The sequence below is a fragment of the Streptacidiphilus sp. EB103A genome, assembly GCF_041261405.1.
Taxonomy (GTDB): Bacteria; Actinomycetota; Actinomycetes; order Streptomycetales; family Streptomycetaceae; genus Streptacidiphilus.
This window is the reverse complement of record NZ_JBGCAQ010000018.1, coordinates 122,795-143,487: the sequence shown is the minus strand read 5'-3', so window position 1 is coordinate 143,487 and position 20,693 is coordinate 122,795. Positions and strand designations below refer to the sequence as shown.

The following is a 20,693-nucleotide window of genomic DNA, read 5'->3' as shown; positions in this document are numbered from 1 at the left end:
TTACGTCCCGGATCAGCTTGTGGCGCCGTTGACGACGACCTGCGAGTCGGTGAGGGCACCGGAGGAGACGCCCCACTTGGTGAGGATCTGTCCGTAGGTGCCGTCCTTGATCAGGTCCTTGATGGCACCCTGGACGGCCTGCGCCAGCTGGCCGTCCGCCTTGGGCAGGACGATGCCGTAGGGGGCGGTGTTGTAGTCCTGGCCGATCTTCTGGAGCGTGCCGCCGCTCTGCTTGACGGCGTAGTCCACGACCGGGGAGTCGGCCATCATGGCCTGGTCGCGCTTGGCGACGAGGGCGCTGGTGGCGTCCGTCTGCAGGGTGAACTCGCTGGCGGTCGCGGCGGCCTTCCCGGCCTTCTTGCACGCCGGGTTGATGGTGTTCTTGATCTCGTCGGCCTCGGTGGTGCCGCTCTGCACGGCGATCTTGACGCCGCAGAGGTTCTTCTGGTCGATGTTGTCCGGGTTCCCGGTCAGCACGGCGACCGCCTCGCCCGCGTTGAAGTAGGTGACCATGTCGACCGCCTTCTCGCGCGCCTGGGTGGCCGTGAAGGAGGAGAGGCTGAGGTCGTACTTCTTGGCCGCGATACCGCCGAGGATGCTGTCGAAGTTGGCGTTGGCGAAGTTCGCCTTGAGGCCCAGCTTCTTCATGATCGCGGTACCGAGCTCGACGTCCATGCCGACGATGCTGCCGCTGGCGTCCTTGAACTCCATGGGCGCGTACGAGGCGTCCGTGGCGATGTTCACCGTGCCCGCGGTCTTGAGCGCGGCAGGGACCAGTGCCACCAGAGCGGCGTCGGCGCCTTCGGCGTTGACGCTCTGGGAGGCGTTGGGGGCGGCGCCGGTATTGCCGCTGATCTTGGAGCTGCCGCAGGCGGTCAGCAGCAGGGAGCTCGCTGCGACTACGGCACCGGTCGCGATGACGCGCTTGGCGATGGAGCGGGTGCCGATGGGGCTGGCCATGAGGGTTCCTCCTGTTGGGGAGAGGTAACTGCAGTCGTCACAGCATGTCGTCACAGCGGGGTGCACACCTTTATGCGACGCCGCGAGCAGTGAATGAGATCGAATCTTGCCACTCCTGTACTGCCATTCGGGTCACTACCTGTGTCAAAATCGCATAACGGGTGACCCCCGTTGCAGGAGCAGGCCACCGGATCGGGACCGATCCGGGAAACGCGAGGACCGGAAGCCGACGACGCAGGCTCCGGAGCCGAAGCGCTTCGTCGACTTGGCCGGCTCCTCGTTCCGTGTTCATGCATCCCTCGTTCGAGTGCAGTCACACCGCCTGTGCGGGCGGATTGAACGGCGGATTGAACGATGGGACGGCCGTTGTCGGCCCGATGACGCGGACGAAAAGACAGAGGTGCGGTGGTAGCGGCCCGGCTAGTGTCGGGAGAGGCACCGACCGGACGCTCTGCCGTTCCCCGAACCGTTCCCCCAACCCTCATGGAGGCCGGAGTCCCCGCCGCTCGTGCGCGCGGCGACCGACCTCCCCGTACGACGACGAAGAGGTCATCGTGGCAGCCGAGATCATCACCCCCCGCCCCCTGGACGAGCAGGATCCGATCGACCCCGCCTTCGCGCTCCATCGGGGCGGCAAGATGGAGATCAGTGCCACTGTGCCGGTCCGTGACGCCGACGACCTGTCCCTCGCCTACACCCCCGGGGTGGCCCGGGTGTGCACGGCCATCGCCGAGCACCCCGAACTGGTCAACGACTACACCTGGAAGTCCAACGTGGTCGCCGTGGTGACCGACGGGACCGCCGTGCTGGGGCTCGGGGACATCGGGCCCGAGGCGTCGCTGCCGGTGATGGAGGGCAAGGCGATCCTGTTCAAGCAGTTCGGCGGGGTGGACGCGGTGCCGATCGCACTGGCCACCAAGGACACCGACGAGATCGTCGAGACGGTGATCCGGCTGGCGCCGTCCTTCGGCGGGGTCAACCTGGAGGACATCTCCGCGCCGCGCTGCTTCGAGATCGAGCGGCGGCTGCAGGAGGCCCTGGACATCCCGATCTTCCACGACGACCAGCACGGGACCGCGGTGGTCACCCTGGCGGCGCTGCGGAACGCGGCCAAGCTGACCGGGCGCGGGCTGGGCGACCTGCGGGCGGTCATCTCCGGCGCGGGCGCGGCGGGGATCGCCATCGCGAAGATCCTGGTCGGCGCGGGGATCGGGGACGTGGTGCTGTGCGACCGCCAGGGCGCGGTCCACGTCGGACGCTCCGACCTGACGGACGTGAAGCGGGAGATCGCGGAGCTGACCAACCGGGGCGGGCTGAGCGGTTCGCTGGCGGAGGTGCTGGCCGGGGCCGACGTGTTCATCGGGGTCTCCGGTGGGACGGTGCCGGAGGAGGCCGTCGCCACCATGGCGAAGGACTGCTTCATCTTCGCGATGGCCAACCCCGACCCGGAGGTGCACCCGGAGGTGGCGCACCGCTATGCGGCGGTGGTCGCGACGGGGCGCAGCGACTTCCCGAACCAGATCAACAATGTGCTGGCCTTCCCCGGGATCTTCGCGGGCGCGCTGCAGGTGCGGGCGACCCGGATCACCGAGGGCATGAAGATCGCCGCGGCGGACGCCCTGGCGGACCTGGTGGGTGACGACCTGTCGGCGGAGGAGGTCATCCCGAGCCCGTTCGACCCGAGGGTCGCCGAGGCTGTGACCAAGGCGGTGGCGGCCGCGGCGCGCGCCGAGGGCGTCGCGCGGCGCTGAGCCGTACCGGCTGTACTGCGGCGGGGGCGTGAGTGCTCCGATCTCCCGGGGGGCGACCCCCCGGTACCCCCACGTGAACCCGACGTGGCGGGTGTTCTGCTCGCGGCCCCCGCGCGGCGGAACGGAGTGAAAAAACCCACGCCCCCGCGCCGCCGGCGGAGCGCCCGCGCGGGCTAGGGTCGGTGCCATGTTTGCTGCCTACGCTGCGCGTACTGATGCCGATGACCCGCTGAGCGGTCTTGAGTTGGGTGAGCGTCCCGAGCCGGAGGCCCGGGAGGGGTGGAGCGTCGTCACCGTCAAAGCCGCGAGTCTGAACCACCATGACCTGTGGTCGCTGCGGGGGGTGGGGCTGCCGGGCGAGCGGCTGCCGATGATCCTCGGCTGCGACGCGGCCGGCGTCGACGAGGACGGCAACGAGGTCGTGCTGCACTCGGTGATCGGCCAGAGCGGCTACGGGGTCCGGGTGGGGGAACCACGGTCGATTCTGACGGAGCGGTACCAGGGGACCTTCGCGGAGAAGGTGACGGTGCCGACCTGGAACCTGCTGCCGAAGCCGAAGGAGTTGTCCTTCGAGCAGGCGGCGTGTCTGCCGACGGCCTGGCTGACGGCCTATCGGATGCTGTTCACCAACGCGGGGGTCCGTCCCGGGGACACCGTGCTGGTGCAGGGCGCGGGCGGCGGGGTCGCCACCGCCCTGGTGGTGCTGGGCAAGGCGGCGGGACTGCGGGTGTGGGTCACCAGCCGCGACGAGGCGAAGCGCGCCCGGGCCCTGGAACTGGGCGCGGACGCGGCCTTCGCCAGCGGAGCGCGACTGCCGGAGCGCGTGGACGCGGTGCTGGAGACCGTGGGCGCGGCGACCTGGTCACACTCGGTCAAGTCCCTGCGCCCGGGCGGCACGATCGTCATCTCCGGCGCGACGAGCGGCCCCAACCCGCCTGCGGAACTGACCCGCATCTTCTTCCTGGAACTGAAGGTCGTCGGCTCCACCATGGGCACCAAGGAGGAACTGGCCGGCCTCCTGTCGATGTGCGCGACCACAGGCATCCGACCCATCATCGACTCGGTCCTCCCGTTGCGTGATGCACGAGAAGCCTTCGAGCGAATGGAGAAGGGCGACCTCTTCGGAAAACTCGTGCTCCAGCCCTGAGCTTTCAGGGGCGCGGGGCTCTGCCCAATTAAAAGCGTGCGCGAAACGGCGCCGAGCCGCCGCACACAGGGCACCCCGCGCCCCGCGGCGACTACTCCCCCCGCAACCGCTTGGCAGCCGCCGCCAGCACGGCCCGCGCCCTGACCAAGTCCTCCGCCGCGAACCCGCGATCCCGCGCGCTGTCACGCACCTCGTCGCGAAACCGGTCCAGCAGCCCGCTGAGCTCGCGCAGCGGCTCGTTGGACGGATTGGTGATCGTCCAGGGCGGAAGGTCGTTGGGCGCGTCCTTCCCCAGATCGACCGGCTCGCTGTCCACCGGCTCGCTCTGCTGCGTCGGAGGCCCCCACCGCGAGGGGTCGGCAAGCCCGGTGAGCGTGCGAGTGAGCTCGGCCAGCCCCTCGCTCAGCCCGGAGGGCCAGTCCCCGCTTCTGGCCTGAGCCTTCATCTGCTCGCCGATCCGGTGCGCCTCGGCCCTGACCTGGTCGCGCAGCGCCTTGGTCTGCTCGCGGGTGGCGCGAGCCTCCTCGCGGGCGCTGCGGGCCTGTTCCTTGGCCTGGTGGGCCTGCTCCCTGGCCTGCTCCTTGGCGACCCGCCACTCCTCCTTGGTGCGCTGCCAGGTCTCCTTGTCCATGCCCGGCCAGGGCCCGTCGCCCCAGACCGGGTCCGGGCCCCAGCCCTTGGACTCGCTCTTGGTCTGGCGGCGGGACTCCTTGGCCGCCCGGCGCATCTCCTCGCGGAGGTCCTTCGCGGAGTCGCGGACGTCCTCGCGGATCTGGTCGGCCAGGTGCGCGACGGACTCGTGGATCTCGGCCTCCAGCGCGTCGATCTCCGGTGCCCGGTCGGCCAGTTCGGCCTTGCCGGCGTCGGTGATGCGGTAGACCTTGCGGCCGCCCTCGACGGTGTGTGAGACCAGCCCCTCCTGTTCGAGCTTGGCCAGCCGGGGGTAGACCGTGCCGGCGGAGGGCGCGTAGAGCCCGTGGAAGCGCTCCTCCAGGAGGCGGATCACCTCGTAGCCGTGGCGAGGGGACTCGTCCAGCAGCTTGAGGAGGTAGAGACGGAGACGGCCATGGGCGAAAACGGGGCTCATGCCTCGTCCTCCTTGCTGAAGTCGAGGGCCTTGGGAGTGTCATCCTCGGGGGCGGGACGGCGGAGCAGGGCGACGGAGCCGGAGACCGTAGTGATCTTCACCTTGCCGGAGCCGTTGCCGAGGGTCCCGGTGAGCTGCTTGGCGCCCCAGGTGCCGCCGATGCGGAGCTCGTCGAAGGCGCTGGAGACGTCGCCGCTGGTGGTGTTGGCGCGGACCTGCGCGTTGGCGGGCGCCGGGATGCGGAGGGCGACCTCGCCGGAGACATTGGTGAGGCTGACGTCGGTGGTGTTGTCGCGGGCGAGGTCGACCGTGACCGCGCCGCTGACCGAGTTGGCCTTGAGGGTGCGGCTGGCGCCCTCGACGACGGTCAGCTCGCCGGAGACGGTGTTGACCTTGAGGTCGCCGGAGACCGACTGGGCGTGGACGCTGCCGGAGACGGTATTGGCGTCGACCGGCCCGGAGACGCCGACCAGGGTGGTCGAGCCGCTGGCGCTGTGCACGGTGACCGGGGCGGTGATGCCGGAGATCACGGTGTCGGAGGAGGCCGAACCGAGCTCGATCCGGGTGCCGTGCGGCACCGCGAGGGACACCACGGCACGGCGGCGGGCGCTCTCGCGCCACTTGCCGATGAACGTGGCCAGGGACTTCCAGGAGAAGTCCTTCCAAGTCAGGTCCTCGTAGGTGACGACCAACTCGCCGCCGTCGAGGGTGATCTGGAGGGGTGGCCCTTCGAGCTCGGTGACTTCGAGCCTGGCCGGCCCGTCGGCGGCGACGACGTTCACGGCGCCGGCGACGGTGCGCACGCGGAGGCGGGTGACCTCGGCGTCGAAGGTGAGCTTTTCCGGCGTGCTGACGGTCCACTGCTCGGCCATGCTGACTCCCCGAATAGGTTGGCGAGGACGCGCTATGTATCGCGTCCTCTGCTATTCACGATATATCGTGTTGCCGGGAAGTCAAGCGGCTCTGCTCACTCGTCCTCTTCGTCGTCCAGCCGCGCCAGCCAGGTGGCCAGCCGCTCGACCGGAACCTCGAACTCCGGGTTCAGGTCCACGAACTCCTGCAGCCGGTCGGCCAGCCAGTCGAAGCTGACCTCCTCCTCGCCGCGCCGCGTCTGCAGCTCCTCGATGCCTCGGTCGGTGAAGTACACGGATGGATCTCCGAACAGTCTGAGAGTCGGATACGCTGATTCCATGATAACGATGACCGCCACAGAGGCCGGCCGCAGCTTCTCGGCCGTCCTCGATCTGGCCTCCGAGGGCGAGACGATCAGCATCACCCGCGGTGGCGAGCTGGTCGCCACCATCGTCCCCCCGGTGCGGTCCAATGGTGCGGCCATCATCGCCGCCTACGCCGACCATCGTCCGGACCCCGCGTTCGCGGACGACCTGGAAACAGCACACCGGGATCTGAACCTCCCGGAGGAGGTCCGGGACCCATGGGACGAAGGCTGATCCTGGACACCTGCGTACTGATCGCCTTCGAACGGGGGAAACTCAGCCCGGCGGACTTCATCGCCGCGGACGACGACGCGGCTGTGGCGGCCATCACCCTGACGGAGCTCCGGGTCGGAGCCCTGCTGGCCGGCACGGAGCACCGAGCCCGCCGGGAGGCGGCGGTGGAGCGGGTCGCCAGAACGTTCGCAGTCGCGCAGTACAGCGAGTTGGTGTCCCTCAGACACGCGGAACTGCTGGTTTGGACCCGGGCCCAGGGTTCCCCGCGGGGATCGTTTGATCTGATGATCGCGGCGACGGCACTGGCAACCGGACGCGTCCTGGTGACAACGGACGAGGCAGCGGCCTTCGCGGGGTTGCCCGGAGTCCAGGTGAGCGCGCCGGATCGGCTCTGAGCGCCGACTTCACCGAAGCTTGCCGTGCGCGCGAAGCTCGGCCTCGAACTGAAGCCGCGCTCCGCGTTCCGCGGGGAGTTCGCGCCCGCAACTGGCGCCGATGAAGTAGGAGGCGACGAAGCCGAAGAGGAACGGCCCTGATGCCGGGAGCAGCAGGATCAGGATGAAGTAGAGCAGGGCGGGTGAGCGTAGCCACGGGAACCGCAGCTGGAAGGACCGCTGGCGTTCGGCCCACTGTTCGGGCGTGAGATCGATGGTGGCCAGGCGCCGAACCTCCCGAATGCCCCAGGCGAAGCCAAGCACTGCGCACAGGACGGCCCCCGCAAGTGCGGTGGTGCGCCAACCCGAGTGCAGCTTGTTGACGATGAGCTGCACGCCCCCGATGGCGAAGACGGACATGAGGAGCACGATCCAGAGGCGACCGAAGAGGATGCCCGCGCGCCGCCATGTGTAGGCTGCGCCCCGCTCCACCCAGGTGGTGCCCAGGAGCTTCACCGGCTGCGGACGGACGTTCAGGGGCAGGACTCTCGGGTACGGCCGCTCAGAAGAGGCTGGTGATGCCATGCCACACTCCTACCGCATCGTTGCCGACGCTCTTGAATGTCCCGCTGACGACGTCAGCCGTGCCGTGTGCAATGCCACCCAGTACGCCGTGATCGTGAATGTCCTCGCTCCAGTGTTCGTGCAATGCGTGGTCAATGGCGTAGGCGCCCAGCATGACCGTACCGGCTGCGGCAAAGCCGACGGCTGCGGCACCGGCTGCTGTCGCCACCTCCGGCGCCAACGCCACGACGGCCGCCCCTGCGGCTAGCCCGCCGAGGGCTGCTCCGCCGTCGACGAGGACGGAGTGGGTCCAGGACCAGCCCTTGTCGTGGTCCTCGCGGGCCTCAGTGACGCCGACCACGCCGGCGGCGGCGATGTCGAGGACGGGGATGTCGCGGAGGAACTCCGGGAGGCGGTCAAGGCCTTCGAACATCTTGAGGTCGCGGGCGGCGTCGGCGAGCTTGTAGTTGAGGGTCTTGTCGAAGACCCCGCGCTTGGCCTCGGCGGCATCGAGTTCGCCGCTCAGCGCTTTGACCTGCTGGATCGAGGTGCGGTAGGCCGCGTCCTCGGGAAGGTCCTTGGGGATGTCCTTGCCCGCGGCCTTGAGCGACTGGCGCTCGGAGTTGAGCTTGTCCCAGGCGTCCTGGGTGCCCTTGGAGGCGGAGTCGAGCTTGCTCTGGGCCTCCTCCGCCAGCGCGGTGTGGCGATCGTCCTTCGTGGCGTAGAGGTCGCGCAGGAACGCGGCGACCGTGGACTTGTCCCCGGTCTTCATCGGGCCGTTGGGGTCGATCTCGTCGAAGAGCTGCTTCAGCTGCTCCGCCGCCTGGACCCGGGCCTGCTGCGCGGTGTACGTGAGCTGCCGGTAGACCTCGCCGTAGGAGTTCAGCTCGGTGATCGCCTGCTGTTCCTTGGGGCTGGGCGGGCTGTTGGTCACTATCTGGAGGGGCTCGCCGCGCGGACCCACCGCGACGCCCTTGCCCTTGGCGGCGTCGGCAGCGTTGTAGAGGGCGCTCTCCGCCGCGGCGAGTTGGCCGCCCAACTCGGTGAGGACCGAGCCGACCGAGCCGACCAGGTCGGCGAGCCCGCCTGCGGTGATCGCGTCCTCGCTCCACTTCCCCCGGAACTCCTTGGCGGAGTCGCCCTGCCAGCCGGTGTCGTCCACGAGCGAGTCGACCTTGCCGCTGAGCGGCTTGACAACGCCGTCCAGGTCCTCCTTGGCGCCGGTGAGGGTGGTGCCCATCGCCTGGATGCCGCTGATGTCGCCGCCGATCCAGCTCTCCGCCATGTCCCCGCCTGCCTATCCCGCCATGAGGTCTTCGAAGACCCCGTGCACGTCGACGTCATTGCGCTGGTACGAGTCGTGGGCGTAGCTGAGCTTGTCGCCGTGCTCGTCGATCCGGTCGGCCATCTTGGTGTGCAGGCCGTCGATGGCCTCCAGCAGGATCTGCATGGCCTGGTTCAGCCCCGGGTCACCGCCGTCCGCCACGGGCGGGGTGACCTTCGGCTTGAGACCGCGATAGTTCTCCGCCTCGGTGTGGAAGGTTCCGGCCATGCTGGCGAGGTCGCCGAGGACGACCTGGTATCCGGTGCCCATCAGGCATCCCTCCGGTACTCGGTGAGGTCCGCCGCGGACCAGCGGCGGGCCAGCGGGTCGGTCTGCGGGTCGAGGTGGACGGCGCCGAGGCCGGTGCGTCGCATCAGTCCGACGAACCACTCGGCCGAGGCGGCCACCCAGGGCTGGGCCTCGCCGAGACGCTCCACCAGCAGCTGCGGTGAGGTGAAGGCGACCGGTACCGGCCCGGTGGGGCCTTCCAGCAGTTCGAAGACGATCTGCGGCTGGAGGTCGGTGCGTTCCGGCAGCGGGTACTGCGGGTGCGCGGGCACACAGAGCACGGTGTCGGCGGACGGCGCCGGGACCTCGTCGTAGTGGCCTGGATTGAGCGCGCGGTCGATCCGGGACATCCTCACCCCCGTTGTTGGTGTACGGCCGTCCGATGGTAGCCGGGGGAGACGGCGACGGGCCCGGCACCCCTGGGGTGTCGGGCCCGTCGTGTCGGGGCGTCAGATGGCGAAGACGTCCTCGACGAGCTGGTGCTGCTCGGCGGCGTGGCGCTTGGCGGAGCCGACTGCCGGGGCCGAAGAGGCCGGGCGGGCGACGCGGCGCAGGCGGGAGCCGTTGGCGTTGCGGCCGACGACCACGTCCAGGTGGTCCACCAGGTTGAGCGCGATGAACGGCCAGGCGCCCTGGTTGGCCGGCTCCTCCTGGGCCCAGACGTACTGGACGTCGCCGCCGTAGCGCTGCAGCTCCTCCTGGAGCTCGGCGATCGGCAGCGGGTAGAGGCGCTCGACGCGGACCAGCGCCGTGTCGGTGATGCCGCGCTCGGTGCGGGCCGCCTCCAGGTCGTAGTAGAACTTTCCGGCGGTGATGACGACCTTGCGGACGTTGGCCGGGTCGACCGTGGAGTCGCCGATCACCGGGCGGAACGCTCCGCCGGTGAACTCCTCCGCCTTGGACGCCGCGGCCTTCAGTCGCAGCATCGACTTCGGGGTGAAGACGATCAGCGGCTTGTGGTGCGGGTTGTGGACCTGCCACCGGAGCAGGTGGAAGTAGTTCGACGGGAGCGTCGGCTGGGCCACCGTCATGTTGTTGTCGGCGCACATCTGCAGGAAGCGCTCGATGCGCGCGGACGAGTGGTCCGGTCCCTGGCCCTCGTAGCCGTGCGGCAGCAGCAGGGTGACCCCGGAGGTCTGGCCCCACTTGGCCTCGGCGGAGGTGATGAACTCGTCGACGATGGTGGAGGCGCCGTTGGTGAAGTCGCCGAACTGGGCCTCCCACGCGACCAGCGCGTTCTTGCGGGCCAGCGAGTAGCCGTACTCGAAGCCCATGGCGGCGTACTCGGAGAGCAGGCTGTCGTAGACGGTGTAGCGGGCCTGGTCCTCGGTCAGGTAGAGCAGCGGGGTGTAGTCCTCGCCGGTGACCCGGTCGACCAGCACCGCGTGCCGGGTGCCGAAGGTGCCGCGGCGGCTGTCCTGGCCGGCGAGGCGGACCGGGTGGCCCTCCATCAGCAGCGAGCCGATGGCGAGGGTCTCGCCCATGGCCCAGTCGATGGTGCCGTCGTCGATGCTGGCGGCGCGGCGCTGCAGCTGCGGGAGCAGCCGGGGGTGCACCGTGAGCCAGTCCGGCAGGGCCACCTGGGACTCGGCGATGCGCTTGACTGTCTCCTGGGAGATGCCGGTCTGCACACCCACCGGGAAGGTGGCCTGCGGACGCTCGCTGGTGGCCGGGGCCGGGCTGGCGTTGGCCTCGCGGACCTCCACGAAGACCTTCTCCAGCTGGTCCTGGTAGTCCTTGAGCGCCTGCTCGGCCTCCTCGACGGTGATGTCGCCGCGACCGATCAGACCCTCGGTGTAGAGCTTGCGCACCGAGCGCTTCTTGTCGATCAGGTCGTACATCAGCGGCTGGGTGAACGAGGGGTTGTCGGCCTCGTTGTGGCCGCGCCGGCGGTAGCAGATGAGGTCGATGACCACGTCCTTGCCGAACGCCTGGCGGAACTCGAAGGCCAGCCGGGCCACCCGGACCACGGCCTCCGGGTCGTCGCCGTTGACGTGGAAGATCGGGGCCTCGATCATGCGCGCCACGTCGGTGCAGTACGTGGACGAGCGGGAGGCGGCCGGGGCGGCGGTGAAGCCGACCTGGTTGTTGATCACCACGTGCACGGTGCCGCCGGTGCGGTAGCCGCGCAGCTGCGACATGTTCAGGGTCTCGGCGACCACGCCCTGGCCCGCGAAGGCCGCGTCCCCGTGGATCTGCACGGCGAGGACGTCGAAGGAGTTGCCGGCCTTGTCCAGGATGTCCTGCTTGGCGCGGACGATGCCCTCGACGACCGGGTCCACCGCTTCTAGGTGGGAGGGGTTGGCGGCGAGGGAGACCTTGAGGCTCTCGCCGTCGATGCCGGTGAAGGTGCCCTCGGAGCCCAGGTGGTACTTGACGTCGCCGGAGCCGTGCATCGACTTGGGGTCCAGGTTGCCCTGGAACTCGCGGAAGATCTGGGCGTAGGACTTGCCGACGATGTTGGCCAGCACGTTGAGCCGGCCGCGGTGGGCCATGCCGATCACGGCCTCGTCCAGTTTGGCCTCGGCGGCCGAGTCCAGGACCGCGTCCAGCAGCGGGATGACGGACTCGCCGCCCTCCAGCGAGAAGCGCTTCTGGCCGACGTACTTGGTCTGCAGGAAGGTCTCGAACGCCTCGGCGGCGTTGAGGCGGCGCAGGATGCGCAGCTGCTCCTCGCGCTCGGGCTTGTCGTGGCCGCGCTCGACCCGGGCCTGGATCCAGCGGCGCTGCTTGGGGTCCTGGATGTGCATGTACTCGATGCCGATGGTGCGGCAGTACGAGTCGCGCAGTACGCCGAGGATGTCGCGCAGCTTCATGGTCGCCCGGCCGGCGAAGCCGCCGACGGCGAACTCGCGCTCCAGGTCCCACAGCGTCAGGTCGTGCGCCTGGACGTCGAGGTCGGGGTGCTTGCGCTGCTTGTACTCCAGCGGGTCGGTGTCGGCCATGAGGTGGCCGCGGACCCGGTAGCTGTGGATCAGCTCCATGACCCGGGCGGTCTTGTTGACCTCGTTGTCGTGGCTGTTGTCCACGTCGGTGGCCCAGCGGACCGGCTCGTAGGGGATCCGCAGCGACTCGAAGATCCGGTCGTAGAAGTCGGCCTGGCCGAGCAGCAGCTGGTGCATGGTGCGCAGGAACTCGCCGGACTGCGCGCCCTGGATGACCCGGTGGTCGTAGGTCGAGGTCAGCGTCATGACCTTGGAGACGCCCAGCCGGGAGAGGGTCTCCTGGGAGGACCCCTGGAACTCGGCCGGGTACTCCATCGCGCCGACGCCCAGGATGGTGCCCTGACCGGGCATCAGGCGGGGCACGGAGTGGACCGTGCCGATGCCGCCGGGGTTGGTCAGCGAGGCGGTGACGCCGGAGAAGTCGTCCACCGTCAGCTTGTTCTGACGGGCCCGGCGGACGATGTCCTCGTAGGCCTGCCAGAAGCCGAAGAAGTCGAGGGTCTCGGCCTTCTTGATGGCGGCCACGACGAGCTGGCGGTCGCCGTTGGGCTTGGTCAGGTCGATGGCCAGACCGAGGTTGACGTGCACGGGCTTCACCAGGAAGGGCTTGCCGTCCTTCTCCTGGAAGCCCTGGTTCATGGCCGGCATCGCCTTGATCGCCTGCACCATGGCGTACCCGATGATGTGGGTGAAGGAGACCTTCCCACCGCGGGCGCGCTTGAGGTGGTTGTTGATGACGATGCGGTTGTCGATCAGCAGCTTCGCGGGGACGGCGCGCACGCTGGTCGCGGTCGGCATCGAGAGCGAGGCGTCCATGTTCGCCACGATCCGGGCGGAGGGGCCCTTGAGGGCGATCAGCTCGGGACCGGCGGGGGCGACGGGGGACGTCACGTTCTTGCTGTCCTTAAGGGTGTCGGCCACATCGGCCGGGGTGGAGGTGGACCGGGGCGCGGGCGCGGGCGGAGCCGGGGGCTTCGGGGGCACTGCTACGGCCGGTGCGGCAGGGGTTGCGGGAGCGACGGCGGCTGCCGGGGCGACCGGTGGGACGGCGGCTGCGGGAGCCGGGATCGGCGCGGGCGCGGCGGGCGGCGGTGCGGGGGCCGCTGCCGGGGTCGAGGGGGCCGCGGCGGTCTGTGCTGCCGCCGTCACCTCGGCTCCGGCAGGGGCACCCGGCTGGCCCGCCTTCTCGCCGGCCTTGTAGTCGGCGAAGAAATCCCACCAGGCCCGGTCGACGGAGTTGGGGTCCTGGAGGTACTGCTGGTAGATCTCGTCGACCAGCCACTCGTTCGGGCCGAAACCCGGGTCAGTGCTGGTAGAGCTGTTCGAGGTATGGGGGGACTCTGGCGACACGGCGGCAACCGCCCTCTTCCGCTTCCTTAAGAATGGTGGACAGCGGAAGCCAAGGCTACGCCCCCGACACCGGTCCGCGCAGGTCCCGCTGCCCGGCCGTCGCGCAGATCACAGTGCGGCCGTCGGATTTGGCGCGAAATCGATGTGTGAGGTCGTTCGTGATCGGGGATAACGAGTGGCTGTTCGGTCGCAGAGCGCCCGGCAAATACTGACATTCAGGGTGATATCCCCGAATCGCCGACCGCACTTCGGGCAAGTGTCTCAGGTCTGTCCCAAACGGACAGGCGACCGTTGCCCCGGCAGGGTGATCCGGATCAGGCAGCCCACCGGGGAGTCCGCGACCGCGATGGTTCCGCCGTGCAGGTCGACCGCCCAGCGGGCGATGGCCAGGCCGAGGCCGGTGCCGCCGTCGCTGCCGGGGCCCTGGGCCGAGGGGCCGCTGCCGCGGCTGAAGCGTTCGAACACCCGGTGCCGGTCCTCGGGGCGGATCCCCGGGCCCTGGTCGGCGACCTCCAGCAGCAGCCCGCTGGCCCGGCCGCCGTCCTGGAAGGCGCGGGCGCGGACGGTGACGGTGCCGTCCTTGGGGCTGTGCCGGCAGGAGTTGTCGACCAGATTGGCGACGACCTGGTGCAGCCGTTCCGGGTCGGCGACGGCGGTGAGGCCGGGGGAGACGTCCAGCGCCAGTGAGACGTCATGGCGGCGGCGGCTGGCCCCGCCGGAGGTGGAGCCGTCCATGCTCAGACCGCGGAGCACCCCGGACAGGAAGGGTTCGACGCCGAACTCCCGGGTGTCCAGCGAGGTGACCCCGTCGGCGATCTTGGAGAGGTCGAGCAGATGGGCGACCAGCCGGCCGAGGCGCTCGGTCTGCTCCAGGGCCGCGGCCATGGTGGCCGGCTCCGGGCGGACGACCCCGTCGACCACGTTCTCCAGCACGGCCCGCAGGGCGGCGATGGGGGTGCGCAGCTCGTGCGACACATTGGCGATCAGCTCGCGACGCTGCCGGTCGGCGGCCTCCAGGTCGGCGGCCATGGTGTTGAAGGCGGTGGCCAGCTCGCCGACCTCGTCCCGGGAGGTGGCCCGCACCTCGCGGCTGTAGTCGCCGGCGGCCATGGCCCGGGCGGCCGCGGTCATCTCCCGCAGCGGCGCGGTCATCCCGTGTGCCAGCAGCTGGGTGATCAGCAGTGAGGCGACCACGGAGAAGATCATCACAATGCGGATCTGGGTGTCCGAGTTCAGCGCCAGCACCACCATCAGGGTGGAGATGCACACCGAGGTGATCACCAGGACCGCGAGCTTGGCCTTGATCGACCGCAGTGGGTCCAGCGGGCGCAGATCCGCCCACACCCGCTGTGCCGCGCGGCGCAGCGGGCCGGGACGCACGGCTGTTTCCTGCTGATCGCTGGTCCTGGCCGCCCTGGTCCTCGCCCCCCTGTTGGCGCTCATGGCGTCGGGGCCTCCAGGGCGTAGCCGACCCCGTGCACGGTGCGGATCCAGTTGGCCCCGATCTTGCGGCGCAGCGCCTTCACATGACTGTCCACGGTGCGGGTGCCGGAGGCGTCGGTCCAGTCCCAGACCTCGGCGAGCAGCTGCTCGCGGGTCAGTACCGCGCGGGGCTGCTGCGCCAGGCAGGCCAGCAGGTCGAACTCGGTGGGCGTCAGGTGGATGTCGCCGCCGGCCACCCGGACCCGGCGCTGGACGTTGTCGATCTCCAGCTCGCCGAGCCGGAGCGTGCCGCCCATCGGGGTGCGGGCCGCGAGCTGGGCCCGCTCCACCCGGCGCAGCAGCACATTGACCCGGGCCGCGAGCTCGCGCATGGAGAACGGCTTGGTCATGTAGTCGTCGGCGCCCACGCCGAGCCCGACCAGCATGTCGGTCTCGTCGTCACGCGCGGTCAGCATCAGCACCGGGACCGGACGGTGGGCCTGGATCCGGCGGCACACCTCCAGGCCGTCGAAACCGGGCAGCATCACGTCCAGCACCACCAGGTCGGGCTGCCAGGTCTGGAAGCAGTCCACGGCGGTGGGCCCGTCGTGCGAGATCGCCACCCGGAAGCCCTCGGCGCCCAGCCGGGCGGCGATCGACTCGGCGATGGTCGGCTCGTCCTCCACGACCAGGACCCGTCGCTGACCTCCGGTCCCGTTGGTCTCCTGCTGCTGTGCATCCGTCACGGTCACGCCACCGCCCCCAGGGCTTGCGGGTATCTCGGAACGCCTGTGGGGGCGCTCCTGCTCGCATCGTCTCGTCCGTACTTGTCCGTTGCCTGCCGCCCGCCGGTCGAAACCTACGCACCGGAGCAGTCCCCCCGGCACCCAGTCTTCTACAAACCGGCCTTTCGGGGGGCGGCATGGGCGTAGACCCTACCTGCCGTTCATTGGCGTGCAGCGATCCCGCTGCCATCAGGCAGTGGCAAGGTACACGACATCCGGCAAACCGCGCTCCACTTGGACGCCCACCGGAATGGTCCCGACCGCCTGGAACCGGTTCCGCAGCCGCTGCTCGAAGGCAGGGGAGGGGGCGGCGCTCCAGAAGGCCAGCACGCCGTTCGGGGCCAGTACGCGCTGCAGCAGGTCCAGGCCCGGCTCGGTGTAGAGGGTGTCGTTGGACTCGGTGACGGTCCAGTCGGGACCGTTGTCGATGTCCAGACAGACTACGTCATGGCGTTCGGCAGTGGCCCGGAGGTGCCGCAGCAGGTCGTCGTGGACGATCCGGGTGCGCGGGTCGGTGTGGCCGCCGCCGGCGAAGGGTGCGAGCGGGGCGTCGCCGGCGGTGTGCCAGTCGATCACGGCCTGCTCGCGCTCCAGGACGGTGATCCGGCCCGGGCGGGGGTCGGCCGAGGCCGCGGCCAGCGAGAAGCCGACGCCGAGGCCGCCGATGAGCAGGTTCGCGCCCCAGGGCTCGGCCAGCGCGTCCAGCGCGGCGGTGACCAGCAGGCGCTCGGAGCGGCCGTCCGAGGTGTCCATCAGGAAGCAGCCGTTGGCGATGATCTCGAAGTGCTCGCCGCGGCGGCGCAGGACGGCTTCGCCGTAGGGGCCGTCGCGGCGGTCCAGGACTTCGGGAAGGTCGGGCATGACAGGGGCTCTCTCCGGTGTTGGTGCGGTGCAGAGGTGCCGTTCGGGCGGATTTCATTCTGCCGCAGCAGGCCGATCGCTCACGGCGAACACCGTTGGGGAACACCAGGGGGGTCAATCTCCTTTAGTCCAGGTAACTCAACTTTGATAACTGGGGAGAGATCATGGCGAACGCCTCTTCACTGACCCTGCCGGTCCTGCCACTCGATGACGAGGCGGTGCTCCCCGGCATGGTCGTCCCGCTCGACCTGTCCGACCCCGACGTGCGTTCCGCCGTCGAGGCCGCGCAGGCGGCGGAGCGGGACAGCGGGGCGCACGCCCCTGGCATCCGTACCGTCGCGAGCGCCCGCAAGGCGCGGGTGCTGCTGGTCCCGCGGATCGACGGCTCGTACGGCGCGATCGGCACCCTGGCGACGGTGGAGCAGGTCGGCCGGCTGGCCGACGGCGACCCGGCCGCGCTGGTGCGCGGTGTGCGACGGGTCCGTATCGGCGCCGGTACCACCGGCCCCGGCGCGGCCCTGTGGGTCGAGGCCGAGCCGATCGAGTCCACCGTCCCCGATCCGCTGCCCGGCTCCGTCACCGAGCTGGTGCGCGACTACAAGGCGCTGACCACCACGTGGCTGCAGAAGCGCGGCGCCTGGCAGATCGTGGACCGGGTCGCCGCCATCGAGGACGTCTCCGACCTGGCCGACAACATCGGCTACGCGCCGTTCCTGACCGGCGCCGAGAAGGTCCAGGTGCTGGAGGAGCTGGACCCGGTCGCCCGGCTGAAGCTGTCGCTGCAGCTGCTGCGCGACCACCTGGCCGAGGAGGACGTCGCGGAGACCATCCGCAAGGACGTCCAGGAGGGCATGGAGAAGCAGCAGAAGGAGTTCCTGCTGCGCCGGCAGCTGGAGGCGGTCCGCAAGGAGCTCTCCGACCTCAACGGTGACCCGGACTCCGAGGAGGAGGACTACCGGGCCCGGGTGGAGGCCGCCGACCTGCCCGAGAAGGTCCGCGAGGCGGCGCTCAAGGAGGTCGACAAGCTGGAGCGCTCGTCCGACGCCTCGCCCGAGGGCAGCTGGATCCGCACCTGGCTGGACACCGTCCTGGAGCTGCCCTGGAACGAGCGCAGTGAGGACGCGTACGACATCACCGGCGCGCGGGCGGTGCTGGACGCCGACCACTTCGGGCTGGACGACGTCAAGGACCGGATCGTCGAGTACCTGGCGGTGCGCAAGCGCCGCGCGGACAAGGGCCTGGGCCAGGTCGGCGGCCGTCGCGGAGGCGCGGTGCTGGCGCTGGTCGGCCCGCCCGGGGTCGGCAAGACCTCGCTGGGCGAGTCGGTGGCGCGGGCCATGGGCCGGTCGTTCGTCCGGGTCGCGCTGGGTGGAGTCCGCGACGAGGCCGAGATCCGCGGGCACCGGCGCACCTACGTCGGCGCGCTGCCCGGACGGATCGTCAGGGCCATCAAGGAGGCCGGTTCGATGAACCCGGTCGTACTGCTGGACGAGATCGACAAGGTCGGCTCGGACTATCGGGGCGACCCGGCGGCGGCGCTGCTGGAGGTCCTGGACCCGGCGCAGAACCACACCTTCAGGGACCACTACCTGGAGGTCGAGCTGGACCTGTCCGACGTGGTCTTCCTGGCCACGGCGAACGTCCTGGAGGCCATCCCGGAGGCGCTGCTGGACCGGATGGAGCTGGTCCGGCTGGACGGCTACACCGAGGACGAGAAGGTCGTCATCGCCAGGGACCACCTGCTGCCGCGTCAGCTGGAGCGGGCCGGCCTGGGTGCCGACGAGGTCGTCGTGGAGGAGGACGCGCTGCGCAGCCTGGCCGGCGAGTACACCCGCGAGGCGGGCGTCCGCAGCCTGGAGCGGGCCGTCGCCAGGATCCTGCGCAAGGTCGCGGCCCAGCAGGAGCTGGGCGCCGAGGGCGCCGAGCTGCCCCGTACGGTCACCGCCGGTGACCTGCGCGGACTGATCGGCCGTCCGCACCACACCCCCGAGGCGGCCCAGGAGCCCGACGAGCGCCGTACCGCGGTGCCCGGAGTGGCGACCGGTCTGGCGGTCACCGGGGCCGGCGGCGACGTGCTGTTCATCGAGGCGTCGCTGGCCGACCCGGAGACCGGCTCCACCGGGCTGACCCTGACCGGCCAGCTGGGCGACGTGATGAAGGAGTCCGCACAGATCGCGCTGTCCTTCCTGCGCTCGCACGGGGCCGAGCTGGAACTGCCGGTCACCTCGCTGCGCGAGCGGGGCGTCCACGTGCACGTCCCGGCCGGGGCCGTGCCCAAGGACGGCCCGAGCGCGGGTGTCACCATGACCACGGCGCTGGCCTCGCTGCTCTCCGGGCGCAAGGTCAGGACCGAGGTGGCGATGACCGGTGAGGTCTCGCTGACCGGCCGGGTGCTGCCGATCGGCGGGGTGAAGCAGAAGCTGCTGGCCGCCGACCGGGCCGGGATCACCACGGTGCTCATCCCCTCCCGCAACGAGCCCGACCTGGACGACGTCCCGGCCGAGGTGCTGGAGCGGCTGACGGTCCACCCGGTGTCGGACGTCCGCCAGGTGCTGGAGCTGGCGCTGGAGCCCGCGGTAACGCTCACCAAGAGCGTGCTGGCGGCCTGACCGCTGTCTCCGCCTGACGAAACCTGACCGACCTGTCCGAAATGCACCGCCGTCGGAACCGTCGCTTCGAGGGGGCCGTCCCTGTTCGGGACGAGACCTGCGAGAATGCGACGGTTCTGACGGCGAGTTGGTTGGGTGGGTGCGCGCGATGGGCGGACGACGAGCAGCGGGGAGCAACCCCGGTGCCGCTGCCAGGGCCTCCGGGTTCACCGGACCCCCGGCGAAGAAGCGCAACCTGGAACTGCTGCTGATCCTCTTCGCGGTCGCGATCTGCGGCTTCGCCGAGGCCAGCGTGGAGCTGGCGCTCAACAACAAGCTGCCGAGCAGTTTCGCCACCCTGGTCGGTGGGCTGGCGGTGCTGGCCCTGGTGGCGCACCTGGTGGTGCGGCAGTGGGCGGCCTACGCCGACCCGCTGATCCTGCCGATCTCGGTGCTGCTCACCGGGCTGGGCCTGACCCTGATCCACCGCCTGGACGAGGCGACTGTCAAGCAGAACCCCAAGAACGTGACCATGGCCTCCGGCCAGATCATGTGGACGGTGATCGCGGTCGCGGTCTTCGCCGGGTTCGTGGTCTGGGTCAAGCACCACCGGGTGCTGCAGCGCTACACCTATCTGGTGATGGCGGTGTCCCTGGTGATGCTGGTGGCGCCGGCCTTCTTCTCCGGTGACACCTACGGGGCGCGGCGCTGGATCCGGCTGGGACCGCTGTCCTTCCAGCCCGGAGAGTTCACCAAACTCGCCATCATTGTCTTCTTCGCCAGCTATCTGATGGCCAACCGGGACGCGCTGGCGCTGGTCGGCCGGAAGATCATGGGCATAAGCCTGCCGCGCGGCCGGAACATGGGCCCGGTGCTGGTGATCTGGGCGGTCAGCCTGGTGGTGCTGGTCGCCGAGTCCGACCTGGGCACCTCGATGATCTTCTTCGGCGCCTTCATCGTGATGCTCTACATCGCCACCGAGCGCACCGGGTGGCTGGTGCTGGGCTGCGGGATGGCGCTGGCCGGCGCGGTCGCGGCGGGCACCCTGGTGTCGCACGTCACCTACCGGGTCAACAACTGGCTGGACCCGATGGCCTACTACACCCATCTGGTCAACGGACAGCCGCCGCTGGGCAGCTCGCCGCAGCTGGCCCAGTCGCTGTTCGCGCTGGCCAACGGCGGGTTCACCGGCACCGGGCTGGGCAAGGGCCACTCCATCCTGATCGGCTTCGCCTCGCGCAGCGACTGGATCCTGGCCACGGTGGGCGAGGAGCTGGGGACTGCGGGGCTGATGGCGGTGCTGCTGCTGTACATGCTGCTGGCCCAGCGCGGGATGCACACCGCGATCAGGCTCACCGACCCCTTCGGCAAGCTGCTGGCCTCCGGGCTGGCGGCGACGCTGATCCTGCAGGTGTTCGTGGTGTCCGGCGGGGTCGTCGGACTGATCCCGCAGACCGGCAAGGCCTTGCCGTTCCTGGCCCAGGGCGGGTCCTCGACGGTGGCAAACTGGATCATGGTGGCGCTGTTGATCAAGCTCAGTGACGCGGCCGGGCAGGCGGAACTGGCGGTGCCGCAGGACCCGGCGGAGACGCTGACCATCTCAGCCGAAGAGATCGCTGCCGCGCGGGCGGAGTACGGGGCGGCGTAGGGGGCTGGGGTTCTGGCGGGCTCCCGGCTGCGGACCGTAGTTGGCTGGTCGCGCAGTTCCCCGCGCCCCCAGCAAGTGCAACTGGCTCAGTTGCAGACCCCTAGGGGCGCGGGGAACTGCGCGACCAGCCATGCACAGCCCGCAGCCG

The 20,693-nt window shown here is 70.1% G+C and carries 18 protein-coding genes; 6 read left to right on the top strand and 12 right to left on the bottom strand.

The features are described from left to right. Positions 1–12: 12 nt before the first annotated feature. Complete coding sequence (locus ABH941_RS28125) at positions 13–960, bottom strand: ABC transporter substrate-binding protein (protein WP_370132340.1); 948 nt, start codon at positions 958–960, stop codon at positions 13–15. Positions 961–1,514: 554 nt separating this feature from the next. Between ABH941_RS28125 and ABH941_RS28120 the strand changes: the two genes are divergently transcribed. Continuing rightward, positions 1,515–2,711: an NADP-dependent malic enzyme gene (locus ABH941_RS28120; protein WP_370132339.1), complete on the top strand. Its 1,197-nt coding sequence runs from the start codon at positions 1,515–1,517 to the stop codon at positions 2,709–2,711. Positions 2,712–2,898: 187 nt separating this feature from the next. Continuing rightward, entirely contained in the window at positions 2,899–3,858 is a 960-nt protein-coding gene (locus ABH941_RS28115) for a zinc-binding dehydrogenase (protein ID WP_370132338.1), read from the top strand. A gap of 91 nt (positions 3,859–3,949) precedes the next feature. Here the strand turns inward: ABH941_RS28115 and ABH941_RS28110 are convergent, their stop codons facing one another. From ABH941_RS28110 to ABH941_RS28100, 3 genes are all read right to left on the bottom strand, one after another. Beyond that, positions 3,950–4,945 (bottom strand): helix-turn-helix transcriptional regulator, encoded by a 996-nt coding sequence (locus tag ABH941_RS28110; RefSeq protein ID WP_370132337.1) that lies wholly within the window; start codon positions 4,943–4,945, stop codon positions 3,950–3,952. Next, complete coding sequence (locus ABH941_RS28105) at positions 4,942–5,817, bottom strand: DUF4097 domain-containing protein (protein WP_370132336.1); 876 nt, start codon at positions 5,815–5,817, stop codon at positions 4,942–4,944. Before ABH941_RS28105 ends, ABH941_RS28110 begins: the two co-directional genes overlap by 4 nt. A gap of 95 nt (positions 5,818–5,912) precedes the next feature. Next, positions 5,913–6,092: a DUF6104 family protein gene (locus ABH941_RS28100; protein WP_370132335.1), complete on the bottom strand. Its 180-nt coding sequence runs from the start codon at positions 6,090–6,092 to the stop codon at positions 5,913–5,915. Between the two features lie 52 nt (positions 6,093–6,144). Here ABH941_RS28100 and ABH941_RS28095 point away from each other — a divergent pair, with 52 nt between their 5' ends. After that, positions 6,145–6,396, top strand: a complete 252-nt coding sequence (locus ABH941_RS28095; RefSeq protein ID WP_370132334.1) for a type II toxin-antitoxin system Phd/YefM family antitoxin — start codon at positions 6,145–6,147, stop codon at positions 6,394–6,396. Further along, complete coding sequence (locus tag ABH941_RS28090) at positions 6,381–6,791, top strand: PIN domain-containing protein (protein WP_370132333.1); 411 nt, start codon at positions 6,381–6,383, stop codon at positions 6,789–6,791. Before ABH941_RS28095 ends, ABH941_RS28090 begins: the two co-directional genes overlap by 16 nt. Before the next feature lie 9 nt (positions 6,792–6,800). On the opposite strand, the gene ABH941_RS28085 is transcribed toward ABH941_RS28090, so the two are convergent. The 8 genes from ABH941_RS28085 to ABH941_RS28050 all read right to left on the bottom strand — a co-directional run bounded on the left by ABH941_RS28085 (position 6,801) and on the right by ABH941_RS28050 (position 16,309). Next, the gene (locus ABH941_RS28085) at positions 6,801–7,355 is read right to left on the bottom strand and encodes a hypothetical protein (RefSeq protein ID WP_370132332.1); all 555 of its coding nucleotides are present in this window, start codon (positions 7,353–7,355) and stop codon (positions 6,801–6,803) included. Next, positions 7,333–8,619, bottom strand: coding sequence for a WXG100 family type VII secretion target (locus tag ABH941_RS28080; protein WP_370132331.1), 1,287 nt, complete (start codon positions 8,617–8,619; stop codon positions 7,333–7,335). The genes ABH941_RS28085 and ABH941_RS28080 overlap by 23 nt, the downstream gene beginning before the upstream one ends. A 12-nt stretch (positions 8,620–8,631) precedes the next feature. After that, a complete protein-coding gene (locus ABH941_RS28075; RefSeq protein WP_370132330.1) occupies positions 8,632–8,928 on the bottom strand; it encodes a DUF6317 family protein in 297 nt (98 codons plus the stop codon). After that, a complete protein-coding gene (locus ABH941_RS28070) occupies positions 8,928–9,296 on the bottom strand; it encodes an SAV_915 family protein (RefSeq protein ID WP_370132329.1) in 369 nt (122 codons plus the stop codon). Before ABH941_RS28070 ends, ABH941_RS28075 begins: the two co-directional genes overlap by 1 nt. Before the next feature lie 99 nt (positions 9,297–9,395). Continuing rightward, the gene (locus ABH941_RS28065) at positions 9,396–13,241 is read right to left on the bottom strand and encodes a multifunctional oxoglutarate decarboxylase/oxoglutarate dehydrogenase thiamine pyrophosphate-binding subunit/dihydrolipoyllysine-residue succinyltransferase subunit (RefSeq protein WP_370132328.1); all 3,846 of its coding nucleotides are present in this window, start codon (positions 13,239–13,241) and stop codon (positions 9,396–9,398) included. A gap of 261 nt (positions 13,242–13,502) precedes the next feature. Continuing rightward, positions 13,503–14,684, bottom strand: coding sequence for a sensor histidine kinase (locus ABH941_RS28060; protein WP_370132327.1), 1,182 nt, complete (start codon positions 14,682–14,684; stop codon positions 13,503–13,505). Then, a complete protein-coding gene (locus ABH941_RS28055) occupies positions 14,681–15,409 on the bottom strand; it encodes a response regulator transcription factor (RefSeq protein ID WP_030257395.1) in 729 nt (242 codons plus the stop codon). The genes ABH941_RS28060 and ABH941_RS28055 overlap by 4 nt, the downstream gene beginning before the upstream one ends. 228 nt (positions 15,410–15,637) lie before the next feature. Then, complete coding sequence (locus tag ABH941_RS28050) at positions 15,638–16,309, bottom strand: spermidine synthase (protein WP_370132326.1); 672 nt, start codon at positions 16,307–16,309, stop codon at positions 15,638–15,640. Positions 16,310–16,473: 164 nt separating this feature from the next. On the opposite strand from ABH941_RS28050, the gene lon reads away from it, so the two are divergent. Together lon and ABH941_RS28040 are read left to right on the top strand one after the other, a co-directional pair. After that, positions 16,474–18,918 carry an endopeptidase La gene (gene lon / locus ABH941_RS28045; protein WP_370132324.1) on the top strand — a complete coding sequence of 815 codons (2,445 nt, stop codon included), beginning with the start codon at positions 16,474–16,476 and terminating at the stop codon, positions 18,916–18,918. 148 nt (positions 18,919–19,066) lie between these two features. After that, entirely contained in the window at positions 19,067–20,545 is a 1,479-nt protein-coding gene (locus ABH941_RS28040) for an FtsW/RodA/SpoVE family cell cycle protein (RefSeq protein WP_370132323.1), read from the top strand. Positions 20,546–20,693 lie beyond the last annotated feature (148 nt).

What these genes read in the sequence shown, in the direction of transcription:
- ABH941_RS28125 (WP_370132340.1), bottom strand. Translation starts at nt 960, where the DNA reads ATGGCCAGCCCCATCGGCACCCGCTCCATCGCCAAGCGCGTCATCGCG.
- ABH941_RS28115 (WP_370132338.1), top strand. Translation starts at nt 2,899, where the DNA reads ATGTTTGCTGCCTACGCTGCGCGTACTGATGCCGATGACCCGCTGAGC.
- ABH941_RS28110 (WP_370132337.1), bottom strand. Translation starts at nt 4,945, where the DNA reads ATGAGCCCCGTTTTCGCCCATGGCCGTCTCCGTCTCTACCTCCTCAAG.
- ABH941_RS28105 (WP_370132336.1), bottom strand. Translation starts at nt 5,817, where the DNA reads ATGGCCGAGCAGTGGACCGTCAGCACGCCGGAAAAGCTCACCTTCGAC.
- ABH941_RS28095 (WP_370132334.1), top strand. Translation starts at nt 6,145, where the DNA reads ATGACCGCCACAGAGGCCGGCCGCAGCTTCTCGGCCGTCCTCGATCTG.
- ABH941_RS28090 (WP_370132333.1), top strand. Translation starts at nt 6,381, where the DNA reads ATGGGACGAAGGCTGATCCTGGACACCTGCGTACTGATCGCCTTCGAA.
- ABH941_RS28085 (WP_370132332.1), bottom strand. Translation starts at nt 7,355, where the DNA reads ATGGCATCACCAGCCTCTTCTGAGCGGCCGTACCCGAGAGTCCTGCCC.
- ABH941_RS28080 (WP_370132331.1), bottom strand. Translation starts at nt 8,619, where the DNA reads ATGGCGGAGAGCTGGATCGGCGGCGACATCAGCGGCATCCAGGCGATG.
- ABH941_RS28075 (WP_370132330.1), bottom strand. Translation starts at nt 8,928, where the DNA reads ATGGGCACCGGATACCAGGTCGTCCTCGGCGACCTCGCCAGCATGGCC.
- ABH941_RS28070 (WP_370132329.1), bottom strand. Translation starts at nt 9,296, where the DNA reads ATGTCCCGGATCGACCGCGCGCTCAATCCAGGCCACTACGACGAGGTC.
- ABH941_RS28060 (WP_370132327.1), bottom strand. Translation starts at nt 14,684, where the DNA reads ATGAGCGCCAACAGGGGGGCGAGGACCAGGGCGGCCAGGACCAGCGAT.
- ABH941_RS28050 (WP_370132326.1), bottom strand. Translation starts at nt 16,309, where the DNA reads ATGCCCGACCTTCCCGAAGTCCTGGACCGCCGCGACGGCCCCTACGGC.
- lon (WP_370132324.1), top strand. Translation starts at nt 16,474, where the DNA reads ATGGCGAACGCCTCTTCACTGACCCTGCCGGTCCTGCCACTCGATGAC.
- ABH941_RS28040 (WP_370132323.1), top strand. Translation starts at nt 19,067, where the DNA reads ATGGGCGGACGACGAGCAGCGGGGAGCAACCCCGGTGCCGCTGCCAGG.